General features: G+C 56.6%; 8 protein-coding genes. 4 read left to right on the top strand and 4 right to left on the bottom strand.

Annotation, left to right across the window (positions count from 1 at the left end; genetic code table 11):
* The first annotated feature begins 49 nt into the window (after positions 1–49).
* The 3 genes from dnaN (at position 50) to gyrB (ending at position 4,955) form a co-directional block, all read left to right on the top strand.
* Entirely contained in the window at positions 50–1,159 is a 1,110-nt protein-coding gene (gene dnaN, locus LC059_RS07990; protein WP_226703323.1) for a DNA polymerase III subunit beta, read from the top strand.
* Between the two features lie 201 nt (positions 1,160–1,360).
* The gene (gene recF / locus LC059_RS07985; protein WP_226703322.1) at positions 1,361–2,461 is read left to right on the top strand and encodes a DNA replication/repair protein RecF; all 1,101 of its coding nucleotides are present in this window, start codon (positions 1,361–1,363) and stop codon (positions 2,459–2,461) included.
* 73 nt (positions 2,462–2,534) lie between these two features.
* The gene (gene gyrB / locus LC059_RS07980; protein ID WP_226703321.1) at positions 2,535–4,955 is read left to right on the top strand and encodes a DNA topoisomerase (ATP-hydrolyzing) subunit B; all 2,421 of its coding nucleotides are present in this window, start codon (positions 2,535–2,537) and stop codon (positions 4,953–4,955) included.
* 95 nt (positions 4,956–5,050) lie between these two features.
* Here gyrB and LC059_RS07975 read toward each other — a convergent pair whose 3' ends face one another.
* A complete protein-coding gene (locus LC059_RS07975) occupies positions 5,051–5,533 on the bottom strand; it encodes a GNAT family N-acetyltransferase (protein WP_226703320.1) in 483 nt (160 codons plus the stop codon).
* Between the two features lie 235 nt (positions 5,534–5,768).
* Here LC059_RS07975 and LC059_RS07970 point away from each other — a divergent pair, with 235 nt between their 5' ends.
* Positions 5,769–7,955, top strand: coding sequence for a TonB-dependent receptor family protein (locus LC059_RS07970; protein ID WP_226703319.1), 2,187 nt, complete (start codon positions 5,769–5,771; stop codon positions 7,953–7,955).
* A gap of 139 nt (positions 7,956–8,094) precedes the next feature.
* Here the strand turns inward: LC059_RS07970 and LC059_RS07965 are convergent, their stop codons facing one another.
* From LC059_RS07965 to gmhB, 3 genes are all read right to left on the bottom strand, one after another.
* Complete coding sequence (locus LC059_RS07965; RefSeq protein WP_264189403.1) at positions 8,095–9,324, bottom strand: class I SAM-dependent rRNA methyltransferase; 1,230 nt, start codon at positions 9,322–9,324, stop codon at positions 8,095–8,097.
* Between the two features lie 158 nt (positions 9,325–9,482).
* The gene (locus LC059_RS07960) at positions 9,483–12,464 is read right to left on the bottom strand and encodes a S8 family serine peptidase (RefSeq protein WP_226703317.1); all 2,982 of its coding nucleotides are present in this window, start codon (positions 12,462–12,464) and stop codon (positions 9,483–9,485) included.
* 467 nt (positions 12,465–12,931) lie between these two features.
* The gene (gene gmhB, locus LC059_RS07955; RefSeq protein WP_226703316.1) at positions 12,932–13,480 is read right to left on the bottom strand and encodes a D-glycero-beta-D-manno-heptose 1,7-bisphosphate 7-phosphatase; all 549 of its coding nucleotides are present in this window, start codon (positions 13,478–13,480) and stop codon (positions 12,932–12,934) included.
* Between the last annotated feature and the right edge of the window lie 12 nt (positions 13,481–13,492).

Below are 13,492 nucleotides of genomic sequence, written 5' to 3'. Positions count from 1 at the left end.
GTTGCGCTGAAACAACCAGAAAGACCTAACTGAAATCAAGGCAATAACTATGAAATTCAGCGTAAGCCGCGATGCCCTGGTAAAACCGCTACAGTTGGTGGCGGGCGTGGTTGAAAAGCGTCAGACCTTGCCGGTGCTGGCGAATGTGCTTCTGCAATTGCAGGGGCAGGAACTCTCTCTGACCGGTACCGATCTTGAGGTTGAGATTGTCGGCCGACTGCAGCTGGACCAGCCTGCGGAAATGGAAGGTGAGGTGACTGTCCCCGCGCGTAAGTTGCTGGATATCTGTCGCTCGCTGCCAGATGGTTCCGAGCTTAAGTTCGAGCGCGACGGCGAGCGCCTGATCCTGCGCAGCGGTCGCAGCCGTTTCCAGTTGTCCACGTTGCCCGCGAGCGACTTCCCCAACCAGGAAGAGACCAGCGCGCAAAGCCGCTTCAATATTTCCCAGCGCGAAATTCGCCGCTTGATTGAGGCTACCGGCTTCGCGATGGCGCAGCAGGATGTACGCTACTACCTGAATGGTTTGCTGCTGGAGTGTCGTCCTCAGCAGTTGCGCGCCGTAGCCACCGACGGCCATCGTTTGGCACTGTGCGATCGCGATGCGCCGGGTCTCAACGTAGAGTCCCCGATTCAGGCGATTGTGCCGCGCAAAGGTGTTTTGGAGTTGGGCCGTCTGTTGGAAGATACGGACGCGACTGCTGAGGTGGTGCTCGGCAACAACCATATTCGAGTTAACAGTGGGCCTTTTACCTTCACCTCCAAGTTGGTGGACGGAAAGTTCCCGGATTACGAGCGGGTTCTGCCCCGTGGTACTGGAAACGAAGTATTTGCGGATCGATTGGCTCTTCGTCAGGCTTTCCAGCGCGCGGCGATTCTTTCCAATGAAAAGTATCGTGGAGTTCGCCTGCAACTTTCCGAGGGCTTGCTGCAGATAGTGGCGAATAACCCGGAGCAGGAAGAAGCGGAAGAACAGTTGGTGGTGGATTACCACGGCGATCCACTGGAGATTGGTTTTAATGTGGGGTATCTGCTGGATGTAACGGCGGCTATTCACAGTGACCAGATCCGTATTGGTCTGGGCGATGCCAACAGCAGTGCGCTGTTGCAGCAGCCGGAAGAGGGCGATTCTGTTTACGTCATCATGCCGATGCGCTTGTGATCGCGGTTTTCCAGGGCTAGGCGGCGCATATCTGGGGGGGCAGATCTTGAGTCGCCGCGCTGATAGTAAATCTAGCTGTGCTAAGGCCGTCACCCTGCGGGGGTGGCGGTTTTTTCGTATATGGCGCTTACGCATGTCTTTCGGAGTTTTGCTTAAGAGCTATGTTTTGTCTCCTGTGCGCGCCGGGCGAGGGGGTTCATCGTGGCACTAAGTCGACTGGCGCTTTCCAATTTCCGCAATATCTCCCATGCTGACCTCCAGTTGTCTCCCGCGGTGAACCTTTTCTGTGGCGCAAATGGCAGTGGCAAGACGTCGTTGTTGGAGGCGGTACACATGCTCGGTACTGGACGCTCGTTTCGTTCCCGGCAGAATCAGAGCGTTATCCAGTACGACAAGGAAACGCTTACGGTGTTTGCGAGACTATCGGGCGGCGCCACCCTTGGCGTGGAGAAGCGTCGAGACGGGCAGGGCCGCATACGGGTAAACCAGGCACCCGCGGAGAGCAGTTCCCAGCTGGCCGCTTGTCTCCCGCTACAGGTTATTAACAGTGAAAGCTTCGCGGCGCTAGATGGTGGTCCTGGGGTCAGGCGTCAGTTGCTGGATTGGACAGTGTTCCACGTGGAACATTCTTTTGCTTCTCACTGGAAGGCGTATCAAGGCGCACTCAAGCAGCGCAATGCGCTGCTCCGTCGTGGTAAAATCGACTCTAACTCCCTGGTCCCCTGGGAGCAGCAGCTGGTTAAAAACGGCATGCTAGTGGATTCACTTCGTCGTGCGGTATTTGAGAGGCTGTACGGTCTCTTCAAAGAGCGTCTTGGGGATCTTCCTGAGGCAGTGTTTGGTGAGCTTGATATTCACTACCGTAGCGGCTGGAAGAAAGAGTTAAGCCTCGCAGACGCTCTGCAGGCGTCGCTTGAGGGTGATATGGCACAAGGATTTACACGTGTTGGGCCGCACCGCGCAGACATCCGGTTTGTAATCCACGGTCAGCCCGCACATGCGGTTTTGTCTCGGGGGCAGCAGAAAATGGCGGTGTGCGCCTTGCGCACAGCAATGGCGGCGGCGGTAGAAGGGCGGCAGCGCCCAGTGTTTCTGGTGGATGATCTTCCTTCGGAGCTCGATGAGTCAAATCAGGCACTTTTTGCCCGCTGGGTTAGTAATTGTGCCAGCCAGGTAATGGTTACCGGTATCGACCATCCTGTCACAGCACGCCCTTGGCTTGGATTGTCATCACCATGGTGTGAACCAAAAGTGTTCCACGTGGAACATGGGGCGGTGAGTGCAGCGGAAATCGAACGCTAAGTACTGCCCCTAAAAGAATTTAATAGTCAGAAGAGAAGGCCGGGCTAAAGCCTGCCGTTAATGGAGCAACAGAATGTCGGAAGAGAATAACTACGATTCCAGTAGCATCAAGGTACTGAAGGGCCTGGATGCGGTGCGCAAGCGCCCGGGAATGTATATCGGCGATACAGACGACGGCACTGGTCTCCACCACATGGTCTTCGAGGTGGTGGATAACTCCATTGACGAAGCGTTGGCAGGTCACTGTGACGAGATCCGGGTCACCATCCACCCTGACGAATCCGTCAGTGTTTCCGACAACGGTCGCGGTATCCCCACAGAGATGCACTCGGAAGAGGGCGTTTCGGCCGCCGAGGTAATCATGACTGTGCTCCACGCCGGTGGTAAGTTCGACGACAATACTTATAAGGTCTCGGGTGGCCTACATGGTGTGGGTGTATCCGTAGTTAACGCGCTGTCGGAAGAACTGAAGCTCACCATCCGTCGCGGTGGCAAAATCCACGAACAGGTCTACCGCCACGGTGTGCCCGACGCGCCACTGGCCGTTGTGGGGGACAGCGAATCCACCGGTACCGCCGTCCATTTCAAGCCGTCAGCCGATACCTTTTCCAACATTGAGTTTCACTTCGAACAGCTGGCCAAACGCTTGCGCGAACTCTCCTTCCTGAATTCCGGGGTGCGCATCGTGCTGCGCGATGAGCGCACGGGCAAAGAAGAAATCTACGAATACGAGGGTGGCCTGCGTGCATTCGTGGAGTTTCTGAACCAGAACAAGACGCCGATCAACAAGGTATTGCACTTCCAGAACCAGCGTGAAGACGGTATCGCAGTGGAAGTGGCGCTGCAGTGGAATGACTCTTTCCAGGAAAACATCTATTGCTACACCAACAACATCCCGCAGCGGGATGGTGGCACCCACCTGGCGGGCTTCCGCGCCGCACTGACTCGCGGCCTGAATAACTACATCGAAAAAGAGGGTGTAGGCAAGAAGGACAAGGTTAGCACCACCGGTGACGATGCGCGTGAAGGTCTGACCGCCATCATTTCCGTAAAAGTGCCGGACCCGAAATTCTCTTCCCAGACCAAGGACAAGCTGGTTTCTTCCGAGGTTAAGCCAGCGGTCGAGCAGGAGATGGGCCAGTCTTTCAACGACTACCTGCTGGAAAATCCGCAGGAAGCCAAGGCCGTAGTGGGTAAGATGATCGATGCCGCACGCGCCCGTGAGGCTGCCCGTAAGGCCCGTGAAATGACCCGTCGCAAGGGTGCCCTGGACATCGCCGGCCTCCCAGGAAAGCTCGCAGACTGCCAGCAGAAAGACCCTGCGCTATCCGAACTTTACCTGGTGGAGGGTGACTCCGCCGGCGGCTCTGCCAAGCAGGGCCGCGACCGTCGTACCCAGGCCATTCTGCCGCTGAAAGGTAAGATCCTGAACGTGGAAAAGGCCCGTTTCGACAAGATGCTGTCCAGTGCGGAAGTCGGCACCCTGATCACCGCCCTCGGCTGCGGTATCGGCAAGAGTGAGTTCAACCCGGACAAGCTGCGTTATCACTCCATCATCATCATGACGGACGCCGACGTGGACGGTGCGCATATCCGTACCCTGTTGCTCACCTTCTTCTTCCGCCAGATGCCGGAGCTGATCGAGCGTGGACACGTGTTTATTGCCCAGCCTCCGCTGTACAAAATTGGCAAAGGCAAACAGGAGCAGTACCTGAAGGACGAGGCCGCACTGACCCAGTTCCTGACTAACGCGGCCCTGGAAAGCGCCACCCTGTACGTCAATCCGGAAGCCCCGGGCCTGTCTGGAACTGCCCTGGAGTCGCTGGTGAAGGAGTATCGCGCGGTAATGGCGACCATCGACCGCCTGTCGCGCCTGTATCCGGAAGAGCTTCTCCAGAGCATGGTGTACCTGCCCAGCATCAAGCCTGAAGAACTGCAATCGGCTGATGCGATGAACCAGTGGAGCCAGAAGCTGCAAGAGCGACTGGAACAGGAAGGAGAGGGCGGTGGCCGCCGCCATGCAGTGCGTGTTTCAGAGGATACCGAGCGCAACCTGTACCTGCCCACCGTTGATATTGTCGCTCACGGCGTCAGCAGCAGCTATACGGTCAACCACGAATTCTTCGAATCCGCGGAGTACCGTGCGATCTGTCAGCTGGGTGAAAAGCTGCAGGACCTGCTGGAAGAGGGCGCTTACATCCAGCGCGGCGAAAAGCAGCAACCGGTTCACAGCTTCCCGGAAGCACTGGGTTGGTTGATGAACGAGAGCCGCCGCGGCTACAGTATCCAGCGCTATAAGGGGCTTGGTGAAATGAACCCGGAGCAGCTGTGGGATACCACCATGAATCCGGAGACTCGCCGCATGCTGCAAGTAACCGTGGAGGATGCAATTGCCGCCGACCAGATCTTCACCACTCTGATGGGGGATCAGGTAGAACCGCGTCGCGAGTTTATCGAAAGCAACGCCCTGTCGGTGGAAAACCTCGACGTATAAACGGGGAATCCTCCCCTCCCAGAAAGGTTCAGGTGTTAAAAAGAAGCCCGGCGTATGCAAGTACGCCGGGCTTCTTCTTGCAGGTAAAAAAATGTTCAGGCAACGCGACAATTCATCACGATTTCATCCTGATTCGCCGCCTGATTGAATTGCCTTTCGGTCTCCGCAAACCCGTGTTGTTGAAGAAAATAGCGGCCGCGCAGATTCTCTTCGAGAACCCGTGCCTCCAGCTGAATACGCCCGAACTTCGCCTGCTCCATTAATTCACTCCCGACACCATGACCCTGTTCACCAGGGGACACAAAAATAGTCTCCACACGCAGGTTATCGCTGATGGTAACCAGCCCCTCCGCCGTGTCACTCCCCGGCCGGGTATAAACCCAGTGATTGATAGTGCCCGGGACTTCATCATTTGATAGCGCTTTGCGGGCGCGGTGCTGGGCGGTCAACTGCCGCCTTAGTTCTTTTGCCCTGGCCATCCAGAACGTCACTGGCAGGCTGGGGTGGTGGCTACAGGCGAGATGCAGCCAAAGTTGAGCGAGCCGTTCTATATCGGGCTCCTGCAGTGGTCTCAGCATAAACGCTCCGAAATACTACGGGTGTAACGGCCCATAGTAGGCTCGCTCTACCTTGCCTCAAACTGATACTCCCACGCCCATCTTGAACCTCAGCCCGACATCTCAATTATCGTCGACCCTGTTCTTGCACATACGTACAAGTAAAAGTCCAGAGTTATCGTGACAGAAGTAGATTGAAGAATTATAATCGTTCTCATTAAAAATATTGATGACTGCTTTGGACCAAGGAGCACCAATGGCCCGTTTTGCCCTCAATCCTCTTTCCATCGCCCTGCTTGCAGGCCTGAGCGCCAACGCTTTTGCGGCGGAAAAATATGAGCCCCTGGAAACGATCTCTGTACTGGGTAACAGTGAAAAACTGACCAAGCTGCCGGGTTCCGCGCACCTGGTCAGTGCTGAAGAACTGGAAAAGTTTGAGTTTGTCGATATCAACCGCATGATGCGCAACGTACCAGGTGTCTACCTGCGGGAAGAAGACGGCTACGGCCTTCGCCCAAATATCGGTATCCGCGGTGCCTTTGGTGAGCGCTCGGGCAAGATCTCATTGCTGGAAGACGGCGTTTTGGTGGCACCGGCCCCTTATTCCGCCCCCGAAGCCTATTACTTCCCAACCGCAGGTCGGCTGCAGGCCATTGAGGTTCTGAAGGGCCCCGGCACTCTCAAGTACGGTCCTTTCACCGTAGGTGGTGCGGTGAATATGGTAAGCACCCAGATCCCCGAAGACAGCGCCGGGAAAGTACAGCTGGAAGCGGGTCAATTCGGTGAAACCCGCTTGCATACCTACTACGGCAGCAGCACCGACACGAGCGGTTGGTTGATCGAGACTCACCAGCAGCAGGCTGACGGCTTCCGCGATATCGATCGCGCCGACAGTGCTGATATTGCGAAACAAGACTATCTGGTGAAAGGCCGCCTGAACTCCGCACAAGGTGCCAAATACGCCCAGCAGCTGGATATCAAGCTGCAGTACTCTGAAGAAGAGTCTGGCATGAGCTATCTCGGGCTGACGGATGCCGATCTCGCGAAAGACCCCAATCGCCGCTACGGCATCAGCGCCCTGGATAAGATGGACAATCGCCACAGCACGGTGCAGCTGAACCACAGTATTGCATTGAGCGACAGCTTCAGCCTGAATACCCAGGCCTACTACAACAAGTTCAAGCGCGACTGGTTCAAGGTAAGCCTGGGCGGTTTGATCGACGCCGCCAATTCTGGTGACGCTGATGCCCAGGCCGTACTCGACGGCACCATGGATTACGATAACGTCGGTATCAAGCACAATGACCGCACCTACGTTTCCCGCGGTGTGCAAGTAAGCGCTAACTGGCAGCTGCAGACCGGTGGCATCGCCCACGATCTGGAGTTTGGCGTGCGCGACCACTACGACGATGTCGATCGTTTTCAGCCGGTAGACAACTACAGTCAGGTAAATGGTGAACTGGTATTCCAGGGGGTCAGCGACCCCAGCGCCAGCAATAACCGTATTGGCAAAGCGGACGCCACCTCGGTATTCGTGTATGACCAGATCCAGGTAACCGATGCGCTGGCACTGACCGCCGCTCTGCGCTACGAAGACATGGAAACTCACCAGCAGCGTTATGAGAACAATGACCGCACCGAAGAAGGTAGCAGCCGCGAAAACTCCCTGAGCGAGTGGCTGCCCGGGCTGGGTATCACTTATACCGTGAACGAAACGTTCACCTTATTGGCTGGTGTCCACCGCGGCTTCGCACCTCCCGGTAGTGGTTCTTCCGAAGGCGAAGCAGGCGATCTGTCCACCAATTACGAAAGCGGATTCCGTTTCGACAACGGCAACCTGCAACTGGAGCTGATCGGCTTCTACAGCGACTATGAAAGCACCGTACAAAACTGCTCTGTGGCACAGCCCTGCGTGAATGGCCAGGACAGCGGAAATTATGCCCTCGGCAAGTCTGAGATCCGCGGCCTCGAAGCGAGCATCGGCAGCGAGTGGTCCCTGCAGAACGGTTGGTTGATCCCCCTGCAGGCGAGCTACACCTACACCGATGCGGAAATCAGCGAAGATAGTCTGGAATATATTGAATCCGATGGACTGAACGGACTGGCGAATGGCGACAACTTTGCCTACCTGCCGGAAAATGTCTTTGCGATTACCACCGGTATCGATAGCGGTGCTGCCTGGCGGGTAAACCTGACTGCGGCCTACCAGGATGATATGTGCATCGACAACTACTGCAACCGTGGTGATGCCGACAAGTTCGATGTTACCGAATCGCTGTGGGTAATGGATGCGGCTGCCCACTACGACTTCAGTGCAGATCTGTCCGGTTATGTAAAAGTGGATAACCTGCTCGATAAGCAGGCCATTATCAACCGCGCACCAGATGGTGCTCGTGTTAACCGTCCACGCACCGCTTCCGTGGGCGTTACCTACCAGTTCTGATTTTTATAGGTGAGATCTCGCGAAGACCTTGCGGGGGTCGGCCATCGCCTTATCGCGCTGGCCGACTCAACCACGCTACCGCCCAGTGCTCGTTCCGGTTCCGGAGCGGCAAAATAGGGCGGTTTACAAACAAGTTAGATTAGAAAGAAACAGATCCTGACAGGTGCACAAAATGTGCCTTCAGATAACGGGTTTCCGGAATTGCCGGGTGTATCGGGTGGTCGGCTCCCTGACCGCCACTGCCGATAATACTGATGGCTTTATCCAGGTGACGACCAGCGCCGCGCAATATCTCAAGCAGAGTATCTGACTCCAGGTGCATGGAGCAGGAAGCACTCACTAACAGGCCATCCTTTTCTAGCAGGCGCAGCGCGAGTTCGTTGATGTGCCGGTAGGCGGATTCGCCAGATTTCTGATCCTTGCGCCTTTTGATAAATGCGGGCGGGTCCAGCACGATGGCATCGTAGCGATGCCCCTCGGCAATCAGCTCCTTCATCGCATCGACGGCCTTGCCCTGAATGGTAACCAGGTCATTCTGGCGATTGTTCAACGCGGCGTTTTCCTCGCACCAGTCCAGCGCCTGCCCCGAGGCGTCCACGCAAGTGACCTCTCTCGCTCCGTTAGCGAGTGCTTGCACACCCCAGCCGCCAGCATAGGAAAAAAGATCCAGCACCTTGCGCCCGTCAACCCATTGATTCAGGCGCGCCCGATTTTCCCGGTGATCGTAGAACCAGCCCGCTTTTTGTCCCTCGTAAACGGGCGCCAGCAGCGGCACACCATTTTCTTCGAAGGGTGCCATCTGTGGCACTTCGCCGTGGGCCACTTCGCACACTGCCGGCAACTCTTCCACCTTGCGACCCTGGTGATCGTTGCGCAGCAGAATACCGGTAGGCTTCACTAGTGCCACCAGCGCATCGACAATTTCCTGCACAAGATTTTCCATACCCCAGCTACTGATCTGCACCACCAGATAGTCCCCGAAACGGTCCACGACCAGACCAGGCAGCCCATCGGAATCGCCGTAGACCATGCGGTAACTGGGATGTGGAAAATACTTTTCGCGCAGCGCCAGTGCAGACTCCAGTCGGCGCTTGAGCAGCTTGCCGGTAAACGGGCCCTTCCGTGAAACCAGACGCGCACAGATCAGCTGGTTCGGGTTGGCGAGAGCGAAGCCCAGACTCTTGCCTTTGCTATCAAGAATTTCGCACTGACTCCCGGGCTCCAAACCCTTGAGGGGACTACGCGCAGTATCCACTTCATTACTGTAGATCCACAGGTGACCGAGTTTCAGACGACGCTCGGCGCGGGGGTTCAGAATCAGTTGTTGCACGGGGGAACTCCAGGTTTCAGGTTTGCTCGGGGGCGCCATTGTTGGTATCTGTCGGGTGGAATACAAGCGTTAAAAAACTCGGACACCTATCGGCTAACCATAGCGAAGATGGGCACAAACTGCGGACATAAAAAAGCCCGGCAGCGACAACGCTACCGGACTTATATGCAGAACTGCATGAACGCTATCGGGATAAATCAGCGAGTGTTGATAGAAACTTCCGTCGTCGCGATCACGCCGGATTCGTTCTGGTGTTGAATGATGCCAAGAGCGCGAGTGCCAGGGTTCAGGCCCATCCATTCCATATGCAGCATGCCAGTTCCGCCCACGGTTGCCGCCGCAGGAGCGTCGAGCTGGGTGTTGCTGGCGTCGCCCTGCAGGTTGAAATTGAACAGGGTAAAGGGCGTAGCTCCTGGGGCGGAAGCGTAATCGATCACGAACACCGCATAGAGTCCGGGCTGCGGATTTGCCATGTCCACCTGTTCCGCGGAAGTGGGTGTGCCACTGGAGCCCACAAGCGGCCAGCCTGCGACATCCGGGCCAAGAACCTGGAGGTCCAGATCGTCGGCGCCATCGCCAGCACCCACGTCGCCATCGAACAGCGCAAAGCGGCTGAAACTGGTGCCCGCGGGAACCTCAAAGAAGATGAGACTATCGCCGCCATCCTCCACTGCGTCGGCGTAGGGTAGGCCTTCCACAATGCCATTGACGGTAGCGCTGTAGGTGCCTTCATAACCAAACGCCAGCGGAATCTGCAGGCTGCCTTCGGTGCCGGAACCAGCCATTGTGGAGTCTACGGATATTGCTACTGGTTTGACCGCGATGGGACTGCGCACCTCGCGGAAGCCCTGGGACCAGGTCAGGGAACCGAATGCCCACTCGTCTACAGTCGCCTCTGAAGTCGCGGTAAAAGTGACCTCAAAACTGGCAGTCTCCCCCTCGTTTAAGCGAAGGATGCGCGGCGAAACCGATACGTGGATGCCCGCAGGAGCTTCCACATCTGCCCAATACCACTGGGTGCCTTTGCCGACGCTGGTCACGCGACGGGTGACGGTCTGGCTGCCCACAAGTTCAGCGATGCCAATTGACGGAAGGTTGAGGTCCGACGAGTCGAGTGAGTAGCCGAAGCCCTGAAGCGCTTGGCACTCTGATGATGGCAGCAGCGCTGGCTGGTTCTCCGCACCACAGAGGAATGCAAAGTAATCCAGCAGGTCGGCATCGTAGACCAGCCCGGGGAAGAAAGCGTTGGCTGGTTGCACCATGCCTGCGCCAATATCGAACGGGTCCGCCGCTTCATCCCCGAAGGACTTTTTCATGTTCTGCCGCGCGGTGGTCATCAATGCCGAGCGCGCCATGGCGGGGGTCCAGTCCGGGTGGACTTGTTTGAGTAACGCCATCACTCCGGCGATATGTGGGCTCGCCATGGAGGTACCGCTCAGGGCCCCAAAGGTTTCGCCACTGCCCACCGGAGAAATACCCGCAACAATGCCGACGCCCGGCGCAGCGATATCCGGCTTAATGATATCTGGTGCGCCCGCATTGGCGCCGCGTGAAGAGAAACCGGCAATGCGGTTGTCGCGGGAAACCTGGATGTCCGGACTGAGGCTGCCAACCGCACCGGTGGTCGACACCAGCGCTGCACCGTCCGGGTAGCGGATCATGATCCCGGGGATGGTTGTGCCGGGAGCGGACATGGTGATGGGGTCGATGCGATCCGGCGTCGCGCCATCGTTGAAGACAACGATTGCGCTGGCACCTGCGCCTGCTGCCTGGTTGTACTTTTCACTAAATGCACAGGCACCGCGAATCACCAGCGCGATTTTGCCGTCCATGTCAGCGGCGTTGGTCAGGGGGGTACAGGCATTCAGCGGGTCGGCGCTTACTACATCGGCGACCATGGCGCCGCTATCGGCGAGCTGCACCGGACCGGAACCTTGCAGACCTTCGAGAATACCCGCGAGCTCGGAAGGTGCGGTTACTTCCAGCCCAGTACCGAAACTCTGGTTATCTTCGGTGGCACCGACCGCAGTAATCCAGGGCACCCCGGAAGGCGTGCCGATGGTTTGATTTCCCGGGCCAGAGTTGCCCGCAGAAGTTGCAACAAAAACGCCCGCGTCAGCGGCAAACAGGAAGGCGATATCATCCGGGCCATTAAACAGGGTGCTAGAGCCACCAACGGAGAAGTTGATAACATCCACACCATCGGCAACCGCCTGATCGATGGCCGCCATGGAGTCCGAAGAGAAACAGCCGCTATCATCAGGGTCGGGAGCATCCCAGCAAACCTTGTACACCGCTACGCGCGCCCGTGGCGCAACGCCGCTTAGTGTACCGGTCGCCTCGCCATTCATGATTCCTTCGACACCATAGTTACCCGCAGCCGTTGTTGCAGTGTGGGTACCATGGCCATCCGCATCCCGCGCCGAAAGAAACTCGTAATCAGCAAGGGTATTAACGGAAAGGAAACCGTCGGAAAATGACTGCGCTTTGACAAGTTTATTGTTGCATTCGAACGGTAGGTCGTCAGGATTAACTTCGGTATTGCCGAATTCACAACCGGTACCGGTAAACCCTTCGGGTACCGCATCATAGATAATCCGCCGACCATGATGACCCCGTTTCGGAGTGCGGGTGTCCTCAAGGCTGGGGTGTTCCGGATTAATGCCGGAGTCGATGACCCCGATAACCACATCTTCACCGGTGGCTCCGAGCAACCAGGGGCCGGGTGTCTTGTCGAGGCCAAGATAACCGTAAGTGGAGTTGGTCTGGGTTTTCATCAATTGATCTTCCCAGACCCCGAGCACGTCTTTGCGATTGCGCAAGGCCTCCGCCTGTTTGGCGGTCATCTGCGCGGCAAAGCCGTTAAACGCAACCTGGTAGTCGTGGACCTTGCGTGCACCCGGTACAGAATCCAAAGCCTGCTGTCTTCGTTCCGAGAGAAAGCTGCGATAGCTTTTATTCGCGCTGCTGGAAAGATCCAGCTTTTTATTGCGCGCCGGTTTTGTCGCCGCGAGCCCCTGAATATTTCCTTCGTAGGCAATCAATGGCTTGTCGGCCAGTTGCACGATGTAGGTTTTTTTCTTTGTTTCGACAGTTGTCGTCAGGCTGCTCTGGTCGTTGGCGAATGCGTGAATGGAGAGAGTTGTGAGTGCGGTAATAAATACTGCAGAAAAATCCAATGAGAAACGTCTGCCAATAGGCTTCCCCCCGAGAGGTCTCGCACGAGACCCGGGTGTACGCAAAAAACTCATAAATTTGCCCCGTAAAAAGTAAACCGGCACCAGGTTTGCTTGTGGCAATTGGTGGCCAGTAATTCCGTTAGATGGTCGGAAAAGATCGCGACGTACCGAACTCGAAGGGGATGTCTTTGATGGTAACCAATACTGCCAAGCCCTTTACCTCAAGGTCGTTCCGTCAACCTCTGATCCTGTCTTGTCGTTAAAGAAAGGAGTGTGTCGCGCGGCTCGGCTTCTTCCGTGAACTACGCGGCACTAGATCCCTCGTAACGGTTTCTACGGAAACCAAATACAGGAGGCAATACGCTGGCGGCAATTGGATTGAATGGCAGAAAAAAAGCGGTTTGTTTCACAAACTCGTCGCATAACGCCTTGTGAAATTGGCTGTGGGACTGGCACGTCTGTGCAGATTAGTGAAGCAGGAAGTCAGTAAATTGCGACAGATCGTCGAAAACTGCCGTCGTAACCAGTGTGGGGTCCGGCGTTTCAATCAACGCCTGTAACGTCTGTCCGCCGCGCCCGGATTTCACCAGTACTGGCTTACACCCCTTGGCCACGGCGCACTGCAAATCCTTGCGTTGATCACCGACGAAATAGCAGTCGTGCAGGCTGGTATCGAATTCCGCTTCGATGGCGTCGAGCAAACCGGTTTTAGGCTTGCGACAGCGACAGTGGTCATCGTCACTGTGCGGACAGTAAAAAATGCCGGCGACTTCACCGCCGGCATCCTCCACCAATGCGCGCAGCTTTGCGTGCATCGCTTCCAGGTCATCCAGGTCGAACAACCCGAGGGCGAGACCGCTCTGGTTGGTGGCGATTACCAACTGGTGCCCCGCCTGGCTCAGCCGCGCCATGGCCTCAATGCTCCCCTCGACAGGGATCCACTCATCGACACTGGTCACATGACCATCGGGCTGATGATTGATAACTCCGTCGCGGTCGAGAACGATGATGGCCATGGCGCGCTTCTC

The sequence above is a fragment of the Microbulbifer elongatus genome, assembly GCF_020524885.1.
In the GTDB taxonomy this organism is placed as follows: Bacteria; Pseudomonadota; Gammaproteobacteria; order Pseudomonadales; family Cellvibrionaceae; genus Microbulbifer; species Microbulbifer elongatus_A.
The sequence above is the reverse complement of the archived record's forward strand: the minus strand, read 5'-3'. Positions and strand labels throughout refer to the sequence as shown.

What these genes read in the sequence shown, in the direction of transcription:
- gyrB (WP_226703321.1), top strand. Translation starts at nt 2,535, where the DNA reads ATGTCGGAAGAGAATAACTACGATTCCAGTAGCATCAAGGTACTGAAG.
- dnaN (WP_226703323.1), top strand. Translation starts at nt 50, where the DNA reads ATGAAATTCAGCGTAAGCCGCGATGCCCTGGTAAAACCGCTACAGTTG.
- gmhB (WP_226703316.1), bottom strand. Translation starts at nt 13,480, where the DNA reads ATGGCCATCATCGTTCTCGACCGCGACGGAGTTATCAATCATCAGCCC.
- LC059_RS07975 (WP_226703320.1), bottom strand. Translation starts at nt 5,533, where the DNA reads ATGCTGAGACCACTGCAGGAGCCCGATATAGAACGGCTCGCTCAACTT.
- LC059_RS07965 (WP_264189403.1), bottom strand. Translation starts at nt 9,324, where the DNA reads ATGGCGCCCCCGAGCAAACCTGAAACCTGGAGTTCCCCCGTGCAACAA.
- LC059_RS07970 (WP_226703319.1), top strand. Translation starts at nt 5,769, where the DNA reads ATGGCCCGTTTTGCCCTCAATCCTCTTTCCATCGCCCTGCTTGCAGGC.